The sequence below is a fragment of the Acinetobacter sp. UBA991 genome (genome assembly GCF_002292065.1).
Classification (GTDB): Bacteria; Pseudomonadota; Gammaproteobacteria; order Pseudomonadales; family Moraxellaceae; genus Acinetobacter; species Acinetobacter higginsii.
On the sequence record NZ_DBBF01000023.1, the window covers coordinates 38,996 to 56,245 of the forward strand.

Genomic DNA, 17,250 nt, shown 5'->3' on the forward strand with positions numbered 1-17,250 from the left:
GCTGTCCTAGGCCTGATTCATCAGAATCACAGCACCAGTCACTAACAAGTTGACCAACGCCAATGGCAAACAAACTTTCCAACCAAAGTTCATCACTTGGTCATAACGTGGACGCATTAACGAGCCACGCGCCAAGACAAACATCATTACAAAGAATGCTGTTTTAATCACGAACCAGAATAATGGTGGAACAAATGGAATTTCTAAGTTAAATGGTGCAAGCCATCCGCCGAAGAATAAAGTCACGATCAAAGCCGAGATCAAAACAACGTTGACGTATTCCGCAACGAAGAACATCCCCCACTTCATACCACCATATTCAACATGGTAACCTTCAGCCAATTCTTGTTCAGCTTCTGGTTGGTCAAATGGGTGACGGTGCGTAACCGCAACACCCGCAACCACAAAGATCAAGAAACCTAAGAACTGAGGAATGATGAACCACATATCACGTTGTGCTTCAACAATTTCACGAAGGTTGAATGAACCTGCAATCGCAACCACACCCATCAACGAGATACCCAAGAACACTTCATAAGAAATGGTTTGAGCAGCAGAACGAAGACCACCGAGTAATGAGTATTTGTTGTTAGACGCCCAACCACCAAATAACACTGCATAAACTGCAATACCTGCCATTGCCATAAAGAACAATAGGCCGATACTCATATCCGCAACGCCCAGTGTAGGACTTACTGGAATCACCATGAATGAAAGTACCGCAGTTGCCATCGCAACTGCTGGTGCTAAACGGAAAGTCAGCTTATCAGCAAACTTTGGTGTCCAGTCTTCTTTGAACATGATCTTAAGCATGTCGGCAACGATCTGGAACATACCACCTGGACCGACACGGTTTGGACCATAACGGTCTTGCCATAATGCCAAGAGACGACGCTCAATAAATGACATCAAAGCAGCAACCAAAACCACCACCAGCAAGATCACAATCGCCTGAATCACTGAATAAGCGATTGGCCAGTTCTCAGCCCAAAGTGGCGTTTGACGTATAATTTCTTGATTCATGAATTACACTCCTACCGCCACAGAAACAGGCTCTGCCAATGAAACAGTTGGTGCTAAACCAATTGGGTAACCAATATAACCTGTTGGTAAATATTCGATCACTTGTACTGGCAAGCTAATACTCGTTTCACCCGCTTTCACTGTAATACGTTGACCATCTTGAACATTTAAGCGTGTCGCATCTTGCTCACCCACAGCAAACATTGCTTCAGGAATACGAGATTCCATCGCAGGTGTTTTAATGGTGAATTCGCCAGAACCAAAAATATGGTGCATCGGCACAAGGCGGAAGCTTTCAGGATTCACAACAACAGCAGAAGGTGCAACATAGCTACGCGCAGGACGTTTTGCTAAACGATCGAATAAACGAACACCCGAATCACCACCTTTTAAGTGACCACCCACTTCATCTTGGTATTTGTTCCAAGCTTGTGGTGAGTTCCAACCCGCAGACCATGCGAAAGGTACCAATGAAGATGCAGTCTGATTCCCTACATAACCTTCCATCGAGAACGTTAATGCAGAGTCGATATCCGTCGGTTGCTTAGGTTCGTGAACCGATAACGGTGCACGCATTGCGGTACGACCTGAGTAACGACGTGGTTCACGTGCAATTTTCAAACCGTGGATACGATAGCCAGCATCTGGTGCAACGTCTTCAATTGCAGCAAGCACAGGAACATTCTTCACGATGTCATCAATCACATCATCAAGCAATGTCCAGTCCACTGCTTTGCCTTTGAGACCTGTCTCAATGGCATGTAACCAGCGCCATGATTCTTTGATCGCATATTCAGGTTTGTAGTAGCTTGGGTCATACACTTGATAGAAACGTTGTGCACGGCCTTCTTGGCTCACGACAGTACCGTCACCTTCAGCAAAGCTTGCTGCTGAAAGTACGATATCTGCAAGTTTCAAGGTTTCAGTTTCGCTATGATCGAGCACGATCACAGTCTCAGCCTTGTCAAATGCAGCTTTCACTTGAGCCACTGGTAAACGACGAGTTAAGTCATTTTCAATCACAACCACTGCATCATAATCTTGTGCAAATGCTTGTTCTAAGCTTAAGCCACCAAACAGCGCCAAGCCCATTGAGTTCACTTCAGGAACAGTCAATGACAAGCCTGCATGTTCACCTAAGTTTTGTGCAACTTGAGCTGCAGCTTCCATGATTGCAGGATCTTGTAAGCTGGTACCAGAGATAATCAATGGTTTTTTCGCCGCTTTCAAAGTATCTGCAATGGTTTGCGCAAATGCTTTGGCATCATCCGCTAAACCAGAGAGTGCTTCACCTTTAACAGCAGCAGCAACCGCGAAACCTAAACGTGCGATATCATTTGGAGATGCAACCACTTCACCTGTTGCAACATCGGCTAAACGCGTTTGTGTTGCAGCAAGGATATAGATTGGTGATTTTGCATCTTGACCGATACGTTGTACAGGTTCTGCTAACCAGTCTGGTGTACGTGTCGCAGCAGCCATTTCTTTGGCTTTGTTTTTCGCAGCTTGGCGAACAGACAATGCCATACGTGGCGCAGTTTGAGTTAAGTCTTCACCCAAGATCAACACCGCATCATAGCTTTCAATTTCACGCATGTTCGGGTTATAGATACCCTGTGTTTGCATGATTGATGCAGCTAACTCAACCAAGTTTTGATCTTTTTGAGACATACCTGTTGAGTAATTGTCTTGTCCGACCAATTCACGCAGTGCGTAGTTTGATTCCAAGCTTGCGCGTGGTGAACCAATACCTAACACTTTCTTGCCTTGAAGTTGAGTAATCACTTGATCAAGTGCCTGATCAACACTCACAGTCGCAACAGTTTCACCATTGCGGAACTGCGGTTGACGTGGACGATCTTCACGATTCACATAACCTGTACCGAAACGACCTTTGTCACAAAGGAAGTATTGGTTGACTGAACCATTGAAACGGTTTTCAACACGACGGATTTCGCCATAGCGTTCGCCCGGAGAAATGTTACAACCTGAAGAACAGCCATGACATACGCTTGGCGCATACTGCATGTCCCACTTACGGTTATAGCGTGCTGAATGGGTCTTATCCGTGAATACACCCGTTGGGCAGACTTCAGTCAAGTTACCAGAGAATTCAGACTCTAAAGTGCCTGATTCTGGACGACCAAAGTAAACACGTGAAGCATTGGCATATACACCAAAGTCCGTACCGCCCGCATAATCTTTGTAGTAACGCACACAACGATAACATGCGATACAACGGTTCATCTCATGCGCAATAAACGAACCCAACTCTTGGTTGTGATGCGTACGTTTGGTAAAGCGATAGCGACGACGGTCATGTTGCGTCATGACGGTCATATCTTGTAAATGACAGTGACCACCTTCTTCACAGACTGGACAGTCGTGCGGGTGGTTGGTCATTAAGAATTCAACAATCGACGCACGGAAATCCGTCGCTTCTTTGTCTTCAATCGAAATATAGGTATTGTCGGCAGCAGGTGTCATACATGACATCACCAAGCGTCCACGTGTGTCCTCAGGATTTGCGTACTGAGTCACCGCACATTGACGACAAGAACCAACAGAACCTAAGGATGGGTGCCAACAAAAATACGGGATGTCGATGCCAAGGCTTAAACATGCTTGTAGCAAGTTTTCAGTGCCGTTGACTTCATACGATTTTCCATCGACATGAATTGTAGCCATAGTCGAATTCCTTAAGCTTGTTCTACGTCTAGAGCAGGAGCATGGGTTTTAACCTTTGCTTCAAACTCGCCACGGAAATATTTAAGTGCGCCCATAAGCGGCTCCATCGCACCTGGTGCGTGAGCACAGAAAGTTTTACCAATCCACAATTTACGAGTAAGTTCTTGTAGGTGATCGATATCTTCTTTCTTACCTTCGCCTGCTTCCAGTGCTTTAAGCGCTTTAACTGCCCAAGGTAAACCATCACGGCATGGTGTACAGAAACCACATGATTCACGTGCAAAGAATTCTTCTAAATTACGTGTAGCAGAAACCATACATTGAGTTTCATCCACAACCATCAACAAACAGGTACCTAAACGTGAACCCGCTTTCATGATCGTTTCAGAATCCATTGGCAAATCAATGTGCTCAGCTGCTAAAAAGTCAGTCGAAGCACCACCTGGTAACCATGCTTTCAAAGTAAGACCATCACGCATACCACCCGCATGTTCTTCAATCACTTCACGCGCTGTTGTACCAAATGGAAGTTCCCAAAGACCAGGGAATTTAACTTTGCCTGATGCACCATAGATCTTGGTACCCGGATCTTTCGACTTACCCGCAGAAAGATTGATGTACCACTCAGGACCACGAAGCATAATCGCTGGCAAGTTGTTATAGGTCTCAACGTTGTTGACAATCGTTGGACGGCCCCATGCCCCTGCAACTTGCGGGAATGGTGGCTTAGTACGCGGATTGGCACGACGACCTTCAAGCGAGTTGATCAATGCAGTTTCTTCACCACAGATATAACGACCTGCGCCAGTGTGAACATGCATATCAAAGTTCCAGCCTGTTCCAAGGATGTTGTCACCCAAGTAACCTTTGGCACGGATTTGCTCTAATGCTTCATTTAAGTATTGAGCTGCTTCAACATATTCACCACGGATGAAGATATAACCTTGAGTTGCTTCTAAGGTATAACCTGCAATCAGCATGCCTTCGATCAATTGATGAGGAAGTTTTTCCATCAACAAACGGTCTTTAAAGGTACCTGGTTCCATTTCATCGGCATTACAGATCAAATAGCGTGGACCACCATCATTTGGCGCCATCAATGACCATTTAATTCCCGCTGGGAAACCTGCACCACCACGACCTTTGACCGTTGCAGCTTTAATGACTTCAAGCACGTCTTTTGGTGGCATGCTCAATGCTTTTTTAAAGCCAGCATAACCTTCAAGTGCTTCATACTCATCTGCTGCACGCACAAACTCTTGTTTGCTCAAACGCCAAGTCAATGGATGCGTTTCTGGATTACCGTCGCCATAAATTGGTTTTGGTTCAGTATTCATACATACTTCTCCAATAACTGTTTAACTGATGACACGTCCACAAGACCATGCGTATCTTCATCAATCATTAAAGTTGGACCTTTATCGCAGTTGCCTAAACAGCAAATTGGGAGCAAGGTAAAACGGCCATCTGCTGTGGTTTGTCCGTACTGGATACCCAACTCGCGCTGGAATGCTTCTGCCAAAGTTTCTGCACCCATCAAGAAGCATGCAATTGAGTCACACAATAAAATCACATGGCGACCAACCGGTTGACGGTAGATACGGTTATAGAAAGTTGCAACACCTTCAAGATCCGCCACACTCATCGTCAACAACTGTGCAATCGCATTCATTTGTGCATCATCTACCCAACCATTACGGCGCTGTACACACTTCAAAGCATCCAAAGAGGCTGCACGTGGGTACGGGTAATGACCAATGTGATGTTCAATGTCATGAATTTCGTCAGCAGTCAAAATCCCTTCAACATTCACACGTGGTTTTTTATCAGTCAAAATCATCATAATCGTTTACCCCTAGCGATCCACGTCAGCCATAACCACGTCAATGGTCGCCAAATAAATGATCAAGTCAGAAACCAAACTGCCGTTAATCACTGAAGGCATTTGCTGTAAGTGAGTGAATGTCGGTGTACGAATACGGGTACGGTAACTCATCGTTGACTTGTCTGAAGTCAAATAATAAGTACTCGCGCCTTTCACGACTTCCGTCATAAATGATGACTCACCCGCAGGCATTACTGGACCCCAAGATACGCTCAAGAAGTGCGTAATCAAGGTTTCAATATCTTGTAATGTCTTATCTTTCGGTGGTGGAACAGCCAATGGATGATCCGCTTTATAAGGACCAGATGGCATGTTATCCAAGCACTGTTGAATGATTTTCAACGACTCAGTAATTTCACGGAAGTGAACCAAGACACGTGCATATGCATCGCCTTCATATTCCACTGGAATATCAAAGTCGAAGTTTTCATAACCACTGTATGGACGATATTTACGAACGTCAAAATCAATACCCGTCGCACGTAAACCAGTACCTGTTACACCCCAAGCCAACGCAGATTTAGCATCGTATTGCGCAACGTTACGCGTACGACCAATAAATACTGAGTTTTTAAGTGCAGCAGTGTAGTACTCATTCAAACGTTTCGGCATCCACTCTAGCAACTCTTTAACAAGTTTTTGCCAGTTATTTGGAAGGTCGTGTGCTGTACCACCAATACGGAACCATGCTGGGTGCATACGGTAACCCGTAATCGCTTCAACGATGTCATAGACTTTTTGACGGTCTGCGAACATATAGAATACAGGAGTCATACCACCCGCATCCTGAATCGCTGTACCACAAAACAACAAGTGGTTATTGATACGGAATAATTCGTTCAACATCACACGAATGACTTGTGCACGCTCAGGTACTTTAATACCAGCAAGCTGCTCAACAGCCATCACGTATGGCATGTTTTGCGCACAACCACCGAGGTAGTCGACACGATCGGTATAAGGAATGAATGAATGCCATGTTTGACGTTCAGCCATCTTTTCCACACCACGGTGGTGATAACCGATATCAGGCACACAGTCTTTCACTTCTTCACCGTCCAACTGTAATACCACACGGAAAGCACCGTGTGCAGATGGATGGTTAGGACCCAAGTTCAGGAACATGAAGTCTTCGTCGTCATTACCGCGTTTTAGACCCCAGTCTTCTGGTACAAAGCGTAAGTGTTCTTGTTCGAAATCTTGCTTTGCTTGGTCTTGCATATACGGCGTATATTCTGTCGCACGCGCTGAATATTCTTTACGTAATGGGTGACCTTCCCAATAGGTTGGTAACAAGATACGACGGAGCATTGGATGCCCTGCGAAATCGATACCGAACATATCGTAAGCTTCACGCTCGTACCAGTTGGCATTTGGCCAAATGTTGGTTGCAGTTGGAATGCTTAAATCATTTTCATTCAACGCAACTTTAATACGAATATCACTATTACGCTCAAGCGATAACAAGTGATAGAACACAGTGAAGTCAGATGCTGGTAAACCATCACGGTGAACACGTAAACGCTCATCTACCGCTGATAAGTCAAACAACATCACATAAGGACGTTCCACTTTACGGAGGAACATAAGGACTTCTTGCACGCGTGCGCGCTCAACCCAGACTGTTGGAAACTCTTCAAAAGTCGTCTGCACATAGAAGTTCTCACCAAATTTGGTTTTGAGCTCTTCTACGATTGCAAATGCAGGGCGGGAATCAACTGGTGTTGATTCTGGCATAGCAATGTCAGTTTCAGCCATTGGCTTGGCTTCCTATTTAATACAAATTCTGGCAATTTTTCCGATGACCATACCCATCACGGGACATGTCAAAAACTCATCGAGAAAATTATTTAATATCATCCATAGAGCGTAAGTTTTTCACCGCAATACGTTCAGCATTTTTACGGTCACGTTCTGGCATCATCTTTGGCTTATACACAGGCTGAAGATCATCACCAATAACCGCTGAAAGTGGACGGCGCTCTAGTTGAATTTGGTCTTGAAGTAACATCAATGCTTGAATCAATGCTTCTGGACGAGGCGGGCAACCTGGGATGTACACATCAACAGGAATAATTTTATCGACACCTTGAACTACAGAGTAGATGTCATACATACCGCCAGAGTTCGCACAAGCACCCATTGAGATCACCCATTTAGGCTCAAGCATTTGTTCATACAAACGTTGAATTACAGGTGCCATTTTGACAAAGCAGGTCCCTGCAACAATCATCAAATCTGCTTGACGTGGTGAAGCACGAATAACCTCAGCACCAAAACGGGATAAGTCATGTACACCCGTTAAAGTCGTTGCATATTCAACGTAGCAGCATGAAGTACCAAAGTTAAAAGGCCACAAAGAGTTTTTACGCCCCCAGTTCACCGCTGTATGCAACACATCTTCAAGACGCGTCATCATCACGCTTTTATTAACTTCTTCCTCAAGTGGATCAGTTACGATTTGACGATCTTGTAATGGATATTGATCGGCATCTGGATTCGCACGGGTTAAAGTATATTTCATCCCGACTTACTCCTTTTTAAGTAATGATGTAGTCGGTGTTTTAGATTTAACACGACCTGAAGACTGTGCTGGAATATGACCAGTAGGATCGACAACTAACTCTTCAATATTATTGAATCGCGTAATGTCAGCAATGTTCATATTTGGCGAACCTATTTTGGTTTTAATCCCAGCTGCTTTACGACGATCTGAAGGTGCCCAGTTAAGTGCGCCTGTAGAAAGCTCATAAATCAAACCGATTAATAAAACTAAAATAAAGACAGCAGCCGTTGCAAAACCAACCCAACCGACTTCACGAACTGAAGTTGCCCAAGCGTAGAGATAGAGGGCTTCCAGATCGAAAACCACAAAGAAAATTGCAACTAAATAGAACTTGGCTGACAAGCGGATACGAGCACCGCCCGCACCAACTACACCTGATTCAAACTGCTCTTGCTTTGCACGTCCCCATGCTTTACCCCCTAGGAGTAAGGGAACAGTGAGCATAAAAACGCAAAGAAATGTAACGCCGATCACGAAGGCAATTATTGCCCATTCGTATGGAGTAATGGCACTCATGCGGGGATAACTCCTGGCAGGCCTATTTTTAACAAAGAATGTATGTATTGGCCTTCAAATACACCAAACACAAAATTAATCCCGCCAATTGTACCTGATTTCTAATTTCTCATGCTAGTTGAAGCGCTTTAGTCTTTCGGATGATTTTGTCCTTAAATTTACCGATATATCCAAGATCATGGTTAATTCACCCCTAAAAATCGAATTATCTAATCAAGAAGACTATATTGATCATTTTTTTCTTTTTCTACATCGTGAAAAAATCTAAATTTTGAGTGGTCCGCCCCAATATATTGCAGCACGAACTAAATCATTGCATTGATACAAATTTATGATGAAAATTTAAACAGAAGTTAGGGCCTGTTGACATTTCAGCCATGCATTGCGTTATCGGCTAAAACGACAGAAACAAGGCATGAAATGCAGGCAATGGTGATCCCCTTGCCAAGTTTCATAACGCAGTTTATGGAGGTTTTAGCCATAACCTAAGCAAGAGCAAAGCATTGCTTTGACGCAGCGCAAGGACAGGGACTTTTTTTGCCGTTACGGCGTTAGGTCTCACACACTTAGAATAACTAAGTTTCGTAAAACCTGCCTTGTACCGTCTAAAAAATGTCCTCTGTCGCAAGCATCTGTGAAATCTCAACAGACCCTATATAATAGCGCGACCTTGCCTCCCCATAGAACCGCGTCAGCATGCCCCAAGCCTATGCAGCATTAAAACCACGCTCCCTTTTACAATTATTTCTACTTTTTAGTGGGGTAATTCTATTGTGCTGCCTACTCGGTATCGCAACCAGACACCTCACCTTTCTTGCCTCTTTTTGGCCTGCTAACTCGGTTCTGCTCGGTTTACTCATTCGTTTTCCGCAAACACGCCACCCGATCAGTTTTATTGGGGCAATCGTGGGTTACCTACTTGCCGATACCTCACAAGATACGCCTTTTTTACTCAATATTTGTCTAACCTCAGCAAATCTACTCTACGTCATCACGACATTGGCCCTATATGTCAAATTTAATGCATTTATCCGTTCAATGCATCATGGTTATTTTTATCTATTTCTATTTAGTTTTTGCTGTATCGGTGGTTTGGCTAGCTCATTATTTGCAGCCCTCACCCTACCTTTATTTAACACCAAATTTGCTTTAGGTTCATTTTGGATTGATTTTGGCTATTGGTTTACTGCGGAAATTCAAAATGCATTATTACTGCTCCCGGCAATCATTAGTGCTCCGCTTTGGAGTGAATTTAAACAGCAACTCCAAGAGTTTAAAACTCAAACGGTACAAGAAAGCTTACCGCTATTTGCAGTTATTTTCTCCATTGCAATTGGCTACTATGATGCAGGTCCCGGTTCCCTACTTTATCCAATTGCGGCACTGATCTGGTGTGCATTGAGCTATCGTCATTTTTCAGTGGCAATGATTACTTCGATCAGCTGCGCCTTTGTGATCTATCACGTCTCGCAGAACTACCTGCTACTTTATCCCCAGCAATTTTTAAATAATGCCATCTCAATCCGCCTTGGACTGATTATGATGACGATTGCCCCACTCACCGTGTCCAGTATCAATATGGTGAGATCCAAGCTAATCCAAGAATTGCAAGATACCATTGCGCATGATGAACTCACCTCCAGCCTGACCCGCCGCCAATTTCTACAATCGGTGCAACTGTTCCAGCAGCAAGCAACACAGGCTGGTCAAAGTACGGCCTTTCTTATGCTCGACATTGATCACTTTAAACAAGTGAATGACAGCTATGGACACCAGATGGGTGATCGTGCCTTGCAAAGCTGCGTGCACACCATTCAGAGCCTACTCAGCCCTCAAGACTTGCTCGGTCGTTTAGGCGGTGAAGAGTTCGCTATCTTTATGACCGACACCGATGCCGATGCAGCTTATCTCTGCGCTGAAAAAATCCGCCTACAGATCAGCCAAACCCCGATTGAACATGAACAACAGCAACGTTTCTTCATTCAAATCAGCATTGGAATTTGTATCTGCACACCTGAAAATCAGCACGCCATTGAGCAATTATTTAAGCAGGCCGACGATGCGCTGTATCAAGCCAAACGGCAGGGCCGAAACCAAGTTGTCATTTCGACATAATATGTTGCAATTCAGCTAAATACTTTAATTATCTTTATACACAGCAGCGCGAATAGATGAGTATTCTAGAATGAGAACAAAAGGAGAAAAATATGCATCTAGAATACACTCACGCTTCGGATTATTTCTTTTTTTCACAACTTCTGATGCGCCATATAGAAAGTTATGTTCGAAAACATCCAGATGCTGATAATGCAATTTTTGATTTAAGAGACATTTACGAAGTATTTAGAGAGGATTTTGCCGCCACAACAACCAATTTAGAAAGTATTCTCAATATTGCCGATGGCTATAAAGTCGAAACCTTAAATGGAGATCAAACCCTGATCAAAGGTTATAAAATCGATATCAAGAACAATGCGCTACTGATTGACTTCAATGCAGATGCATTGCAGAGCCTTCGCTCAGGCAAACCGTTGATTGAACCCGATCCATCTGTTCATGAATAAATAGTAATAATTCAAGGTCGCCAAAAGACCTGATTTAGCCAAAGTATTTTGCTTTGGCTTTTTTATTAATATCAATAAAAAAAGGAATGATAAATATCATTCCTTTTTCACTACTTATTTTTTAATGACTTGTTTATAACGCTTGGCAGGCCACGTCATGATAAAGCGTGCACCGCCCAAGTTTGGACTTTGATCGACTTGGATCGTACCACCAAACCAATAGGCAATCCGGCTGACAATTGACAGACCTAGACCATAACCACCTGAAGCACGGGTACGGCTGTCATCTAAACGGGCGAAGGCCTCAAAAATACGACTGCGCTCTTGTTCAGGAATCCCCGGCCCGTCATCTTCGACGCAGACATAGGCATTACCGTCAGCACGAACCCCACCACTAATGCGGACTTTATTATCGCAATAACGTACTGCATTACCGACCAGATTTTGCACCACTCGGTGTAGATAGCGGCGTTCTGCATCCACTTTCAAGGCTAATGGCGGTGCAATCAGTTCAATTTCTTTTTGCGTCTTCAATGCTTCCGTTTCCATTGCGACCTGATCCAATACTTCAACCAGTACAATGTCTTCGAAATCTAGAGATGGCGTACCTTGCTCCAATTTGGCATAGGTCATGATCTCATCAATCAAGGTATTGAGTGCTTCAATATCTTTATCAATCATGTCCACTTGCTGAATACGATAATTATAATCATCTTCTTCAGCCAGCATCTCCATACCAAAACGAATCCGTGCCACAGGTGTTCTGAGTTCATGCGACACCGCACGCATCAATTCACGCTGCGCTTCAATCAAACGCTGAATATGATCTGACATATTGTTATAACTGGATGCCAAATTTGCCATTTCGTCAGTACCTTCAATGGGTACACGCAATGACAAGTCACCCGACTTCATCTTATTCAAGGCATAACGGACCTGACGAATTTTACGCTCAAGCGGTAAAATCAGGCCATAAACACCCAAACTTAATAAGAACAAGCTGAATAAGGTGATCCCTGCTGACAGCTGGAACGGCATCCAATTAAACATTGGAACAGGCCCTAAAATCAGCACTTGCGCAGGATGGTTTGGCATTGGAGAAACAATCGAAATGGTGGTGCCACGCACAGTTGCACTGTCTTTATACAGCAACACACTTTGATCTTGGCGCAAACGACCAATCTGCTCCGAATCCAGATTAATGTCTTTAATATCCGCAATTTCAATTGGGTAATAGAAATGCTTTTTAATTTTGTCTAAATACTCACGCTCCTGCCCTGGATAGAAAATCAAATAATCCAGTACAAAAATCGGTAGCGCTTTCATTTGGCGTTCGCCAATTTTATCGACTTTAATATAGAGGAAATGCTTAGGGTCGTCTTTCAGGCCAATAATGATATAGCCAATCCCATTATTCGCATCATAACGAACCACTGATTTTTGCTCAGCAATACGTTTTTTCTCGGTACGCGATAGTTCTACCCGTTCAGCATCGACATAGTAGATCGGTAGTTCCAGCAAATCAGACGCATCGGAAATCCAATCTAACTTTTGTTGCTTTTCTGGCTGACGAGATACCCCTTCACTAATGACATAAGAAATGCCATCGGTAAGAGATTCACGATATTCTTGCGCCCGTTGATAGTTAATGATCTGCACCAGCAAATAACAAAATGCGGCAACCACAACAACCAAAACCACCAATCCAGCATAGATACGCAAGAATATGCTGTTTTTCAGTACTCGACTTACCATAGGGTAAATAATTCCAAGCTAGTTAAAATCTCTCCTGAACAGCCACGCTGTACAAGCCCCTCCTCTATCAAGGGAAAAGCCCCCTTTTAAAAGGAGGCTTTAGAGAGTTTAGATTCCGTTGGTTTCTTTAACGAATAAATAACCTTTACTACGCACTGTTTTGATACGTTTTGGATTTTCTGGGTCATCACCGATTTTTGGACGGATACGTGAAATACGTACATCGATCGAACGATCTTGACCATCGTATTCAATACCACGAAGACGCTCAAAGATATCTTCACGAGACAAGATACGACCTGCATTCGACGCCAACAACCATAACAAGTCATATTCAGCGCTGGTGAAGTCAACCAACTCACCATTTAACGTTACTGAACGACCACCGTTATCAATCACAAGGTCATCAAACTCGATACGTTGTGCAACTTCGTCTTCAACTGTTTTGTCAGTACGGCGTAATAAAGCACGGATGCGCGCTAATAACACACGTGGTTGAACAGGTTTCGCAACATAATCGTCTGCACCCATTTCCAAGCCAAGAACCTGATCCATATCTTCAGTACGTGCAGTGAGCATCAAAATTGGTTGATGGTAATGCGGACGTACTTCACGACAAACGGTCAGGCCATCTGCGCCCGGCAACATCACATCGAGAACCACTAAATCTGGTTGCTCGCTGATAATGCGACGAATTGCACGATTACCATCCGTTTCGACTCCAACTTCTAAACCGTTACGAATCAAATACTCTTGTGTTAAACGTGCTAAGCGTTCGTCATCTTCTACGATCAAAATCTTCGGTAACTTTTCTTCTTGGCTCATTTGTTTGCCCCTAAAATCTGAGTGAATCTATCTATGAAATCTGACAGATACATTGGTTTATGTTTTGCAATATACACACGTTTACATTGTAAACAAGTAGGCGTTCACCAAACTGATACACGCCTAACCCCTTTTGTTATATTTTTATTAAAATTATGAATTTTAATATATTTTTCAGCTCTCTATGCTTTTTCCGACAGGATGAATATTTAGTATAGATTTTGTGCCAATGTTAAACAATTTGTTTCTTTATTCACCCAAAACAATTTAAGTGTCTGTTTTTTGAGTTATCCACAGAGTTATCTATAAGCCTTTTTTAATGGCTTTGATATGCTATGTGACTGTGATTTCAGCAGTTAACACATGAAAAAAAAATTAGTAAAAAGTCAAGGATTGATCTACTGCAAAAAATCCCGTATCTTGTGTTGAAAATAAACTTTAACCACTAAGTATTGTGTTTATCCCTCAAACATCGTGGCATACTTTTTGCTCGATTCAAACGGTCCATGAACATAAAAATAGATGATAATGGAGCTATGCTGACATGAGCATCATCACTTCTACTCCTGGCCAACTTCAGGTCATTAAGCGCACCGGTGAGATTGCGACATTTAATGCCGAGAAAATTTCTGTTGCGATTGGGAAAGCATTTTTAGCTGTTGAAGGTCAACAAGGTACTGACTCAAGTCGTATCCATGACCGTATCACTCAACTGACTGAAATGGTAATGAACACATTCAATCGCCGTTTGCCTTCTGGCGGTACGATTCATATCGAAGAAATTCAAGACCAAGTTGAATTGGCATTGATGCGTACAGGCGAGCAAAAAGTTGCACGTGCCTACGTCATTTATCGTGACCAACGCGCAAGTGCTCGTCAGCAAACTGGTGCGAACCATCACCCTACCCTTCAAATTACAGATGCCAATGGTCAGCTCCAACCATTGGATTTGGATGCGCTTACAGCCACCATTGAAACTGCAAGTGAAGGTCTAGAAGGAATTGATGTTCAAGCCATTCTTGATGAAACGGTAAAGAACTTATATAACGGCGTAAAAGAAAGCGATATCGCGACCACCATGATGATGGCAACGCGTACCCGTATCGAACAAGAGCCAAACTATACTTATGTGACTGCGCGTTTACTTAGTAGCGAACTCGTTAGCACAGGTTTAGAGTTCCTCGGTCTACCGACAGACACCTTAGAAGGTGATGCTTTAGAAACCTTCTTGAAGAAAGGTATTGAGCTTGATCTTCTTTCTAAGGACTTGCTTGATTTTGACCTTGCAAAATTGGCTGCTGCGATCAAACCAGAACGCTCAAACCAGTTCACTTATTTAGGTCTACAAACTTTATTTGACCGTTACTTCATCCATTCAAATGGCGTGCGTTTTGAATTACCACAATTATTCTTTATGCGTGTATCAATGGGTCTTTCGCTCAATGAAGAAAATAGAGAAGACCGTGCAATCGAGTTCTATGACTTATTGTCTAGCTTCGACTACATGGCTTCTACACCGACGCTCTTTAACTCAGGTACATTGCGTCCGCAATTATCTAGCTGTTACTTAACCACGATTGGTGATGACCTGTATGACATTTATGGTGCAATGCGTGACAACGCGATGCTATCAAAATGGGCGGGTGGTTTAGGTAATGACTGGACACCTGTACGTGCATTGAACTCTTATATCAAAGGCACCAACGGTAAATCTCAAGGTGTGGTTCCATTCCTTAAAGTTGCCAACGATACAGCCGTTGCGGTAAACCAAGGTGGTAAGCGTAAAGGTGCAGTTTGTGCATACCTTGAAACTTGGCACTTGGATGTTGAAGAATTCCTAGAGCTACGTAAAAACACAGGTGATGACCGTCGTCGTACCCACGACATGAACACAGCGAACTGGGTGCCTGACTTGTTCATGCAACGTGTGTTTGAAGATGCTGAATGGACCTTGTTCACACCGTCTGAAACACCAGACCTGCATGATTTAACTGGCGCAGAATTCGCTGAGCGTTATGCACACTACGAAGCTGTAGCAAAAGAACAAAACATGCTACACAAGAAAGTACGTGCTAAAGATTTATGGCGCAAAATGCTTTCGATGTTGTTCGAAACAGGTCACCCATGGATCACATTCAAAGACGTATGTAACTTACGTTCACCACAACAACACGTGGGCGTGGTTCACTCTTCGAACTTGTGTACAGAAATCACTTTAAACACAAACCAAGATGAAATCGCGGTGTGTAACTTAGGTTCGATCAACCTTGTACAACACGTTCAAGGTGGCGTATTAGATCGTGAAAAGCTTGCGCGTACAGTGAAAACTGCGGTGCGTATGCTCGATAACGTCATCGACATTAACTACTATGCTGTACCACAAGCGAAAACATCGAACTTGAAACACCGCCCTGTGGGTATGGGTATCATGGGCTTCCAAGATGCATTGTATGAAATGAATCTTGCTTATGGTTCAGATGCAGCCGTTGATTTCGCTGATGAATCGATGGAAGTGATCAGCTACTACGCAATTGAAACATCAAGCAACCTTGCGCTTGAACGTGGTGCTTACTCAACATTCAAAGGTTCATTGTGGGATCAAGGTATCTTGCCAATCGACTCTTTAGAAATCGTTGCGAAATCGCGTCCAGAGCGTATGTTCGAAGTGGATCGCACTCAACGTTTAGACTGGGACACTTTACGTGCCAAAGTTCAAAAAGACGGTATGCGTAACTCAAATGTGATGGCGATTGCACCGACTGCAACCATCTCTAACATTTGTGGCGTGTCTCAATCAATTGAGCCAACTTTCCAGAACTTGTATGTGAAATCTAACCTTTCTGGTGAGTTCACCGTGATCAACCCTTACCTTGTTCGTGCATTAAAAGAACGTGGTCTTTGGGATACCGTAATGGTGAATGATCTGAAACACTTCGAAGGTTCAGTTCAAAAGATTGCGCGTATTCCTGAAGAATTAAAAGCAATCTTCGCGACTGCATTTGAAGTGGATACTCGCTGGATCGTAGATGCTGCGTCACGTCGTCAAAAATGGATCGACCAAGCACAGTCATTGAACCTTTACATCGCTGGCGCGAATGGTAAGAAACTTGACATCACGTATAAGATGGCATGGTTACGTGGTCTTAAAACTACATATTACCTCCGAGCTTTAGGTGCGACTTCTGCAGAGAAATCAACCATTAATACTGGGGCACTGAATGCAGTTAAACCAGCATCGGTTGAAGCGCCTGTGGTTGCGGCAGCAGCGGTTGTAGCAGAAAAAGCTGAAGTTCAAACTGAAGATGATGGTTTCTCAACAGCAGCGCCAGTGCCATTGGCCTGTTCAATTGACAATCCAGACTGCGAAGCTTGTCAGTAATTTCACACCTCTCTGCATAAACTCCCTCTCCTTTGGAGGGAGTTCGAGA

At 43.5% G+C, this 17,250-nt stretch carries 12 protein-coding genes; 3 read left to right on the plus strand and 9 right to left on the minus strand.

Features of this window, described 5'->3' with window-relative positions:
- Positions 1-6: 6 nt before the first annotated feature.
- From nuoH to ndhC, 7 genes are all read right to left on the minus strand, one after another.
- Positions 7-1,023, minus strand: coding sequence for an NADH-quinone oxidoreductase subunit NuoH (nuoH, locus tag B2727_RS09215; RefSeq protein WP_004804775.1), 1,017 nt, complete (start codon positions 1,021-1,023; stop codon positions 7-9).
- Between the two features lie 3 nt (positions 1,024-1,026).
- Positions 1,027-3,711 (minus strand): NADH-quinone oxidoreductase subunit NuoG, encoded by a 2,685-nt coding sequence (nuoG, locus tag B2727_RS09220; protein ID WP_033133491.1) that lies wholly within the window; start codon positions 3,709-3,711, stop codon positions 1,027-1,029.
- 11 nt (positions 3,712-3,722) lie between these two features.
- A complete protein-coding gene (nuoF, locus tag B2727_RS09225) occupies positions 3,723-5,048 on the minus strand; it encodes an NADH-quinone oxidoreductase subunit NuoF (RefSeq protein WP_004804772.1) in 1,326 nt (441 codons plus the stop codon).
- Complete coding sequence (gene nuoE, locus B2727_RS09230; RefSeq protein ID WP_004804770.1) at positions 5,045-5,554, minus strand: NADH-quinone oxidoreductase subunit NuoE; 510 nt, start codon at positions 5,552-5,554, stop codon at positions 5,045-5,047. The genes nuoF and nuoE overlap by 4 nt, the downstream gene beginning before the upstream one ends.
- Before the next feature lie 12 nt (positions 5,555-5,566).
- Complete coding sequence (gene nuoC / locus B2727_RS09235) at positions 5,567-7,354, minus strand: NADH-quinone oxidoreductase subunit C/D (protein ID WP_004804769.1); 1,788 nt, start codon at positions 7,352-7,354, stop codon at positions 5,567-5,569.
- An 88-nt stretch (positions 7,355-7,442) separates the two neighbouring features.
- A complete protein-coding gene (locus B2727_RS09240; RefSeq protein ID WP_004655450.1) occupies positions 7,443-8,120 on the minus strand; it encodes a NuoB/complex I 20 kDa subunit family protein in 678 nt (225 codons plus the stop codon).
- A gap of 6 nt (positions 8,121-8,126) precedes the next feature.
- Positions 8,127-8,678 carry an NADH-quinone oxidoreductase subunit A gene (gene ndhC / locus B2727_RS09245; RefSeq protein ID WP_004804766.1) on the minus strand — a complete coding sequence of 184 codons (552 nt, stop codon included), beginning with the start codon at positions 8,676-8,678 and terminating at the stop codon, positions 8,127-8,129.
- 696 nt (positions 8,679-9,374) lie between these two features.
- On the opposite strand from ndhC, the gene B2727_RS09250 reads away from it, so the two are divergent.
- Both B2727_RS09250 and B2727_RS09255 read left to right on the plus strand, forming a co-directional pair.
- Entirely contained in the window at positions 9,375-10,793 is a 1,419-nt protein-coding gene (locus tag B2727_RS09250; protein WP_033133490.1) for a GGDEF domain-containing protein, read from the plus strand.
- Between the two features lie 92 nt (positions 10,794-10,885).
- Complete coding sequence (locus B2727_RS09255) at positions 10,886-11,242, plus strand: hypothetical protein (protein WP_004804760.1); 357 nt, start codon at positions 10,886-10,888, stop codon at positions 11,240-11,242.
- A gap of 114 nt (positions 11,243-11,356) precedes the next feature.
- Here the strand turns inward: B2727_RS09255 and bfmS are convergent, their stop codons facing one another.
- Both bfmS and bfmR read right to left on the minus strand, forming a co-directional pair.
- Positions 11,357-12,997: a sensor histidine kinase BfmS gene (bfmS, locus tag B2727_RS09260; RefSeq protein WP_004804758.1), complete on the minus strand. Its 1,641-nt coding sequence runs from the start codon at positions 12,995-12,997 to the stop codon at positions 11,357-11,359.
- Positions 12,998-13,105: 108 nt separating this feature from the next.
- A complete protein-coding gene (gene bfmR / locus B2727_RS09265) occupies positions 13,106-13,822 on the minus strand; it encodes a response regulator transcription factor BfmR (RefSeq protein ID WP_004655457.1) in 717 nt (238 codons plus the stop codon).
- Between the two features lie 544 nt (positions 13,823-14,366).
- Between bfmR and B2727_RS09270 the strand changes: the two genes are divergently transcribed.
- Positions 14,367-17,201, plus strand: a complete 2,835-nt coding sequence (locus B2727_RS09270) for a ribonucleoside-diphosphate reductase subunit alpha (RefSeq protein WP_005205652.1) — start codon at positions 14,367-14,369, stop codon at positions 17,199-17,201.
- Positions 17,202-17,250: the final 49 nt, after the last annotated feature.

Coding starts and splice junctions, on each gene's coding strand:
- nuoF (WP_004804772.1), bottom strand. CDS start 5,048: ATGAATACTGAACCAAAACCAATTTATGGCGACGGTAATCCAGAAACG.
- B2727_RS09270 (WP_005205652.1), top strand. CDS start 14,367: ATGAGCATCATCACTTCTACTCCTGGCCAACTTCAGGTCATTAAGCGC.
- nuoG (WP_033133491.1), bottom strand. CDS start 3,711: ATGGCTACAATTCATGTCGATGGAAAATCGTATGAAGTCAACGGCACT.
- bfmR (WP_004655457.1), bottom strand. CDS start 13,822: ATGAGCCAAGAAGAAAAGTTACCGAAGATTTTGATCGTAGAAGATGAC.
- nuoE (WP_004804770.1), bottom strand. CDS start 5,554: ATGATGATTTTGACTGATAAAAAACCACGTGTGAATGTTGAAGGGATT.
- ndhC (WP_004804766.1), bottom strand. CDS start 8,678: ATGAGTGCCATTACTCCATACGAATGGGCAATAATTGCCTTCGTGATC.
- B2727_RS09240 (WP_004655450.1), bottom strand. CDS start 8,120: ATGAAATATACTTTAACCCGTGCGAATCCAGATGCCGATCAATATCCA.
- B2727_RS09255 (WP_004804760.1), top strand. CDS start 10,886: ATGCATCTAGAATACACTCACGCTTCGGATTATTTCTTTTTTTCACAA.
- bfmS (WP_004804758.1), bottom strand. CDS start 12,997: ATGGTAAGTCGAGTACTGAAAAACAGCATATTCTTGCGTATCTATGCT.
- nuoH (WP_004804775.1), bottom strand. CDS start 1,023: ATGAATCAAGAAATTATACGTCAAACGCCACTTTGGGCTGAGAACTGG.
- B2727_RS09250 (WP_033133490.1), top strand. CDS start 9,375: ATGCCCCAAGCCTATGCAGCATTAAAACCACGCTCCCTTTTACAATTA.
- nuoC (WP_004804769.1), bottom strand. CDS start 7,354: ATGGCTGAAACTGACATTGCTATGCCAGAATCAACACCAGTTGATTCC.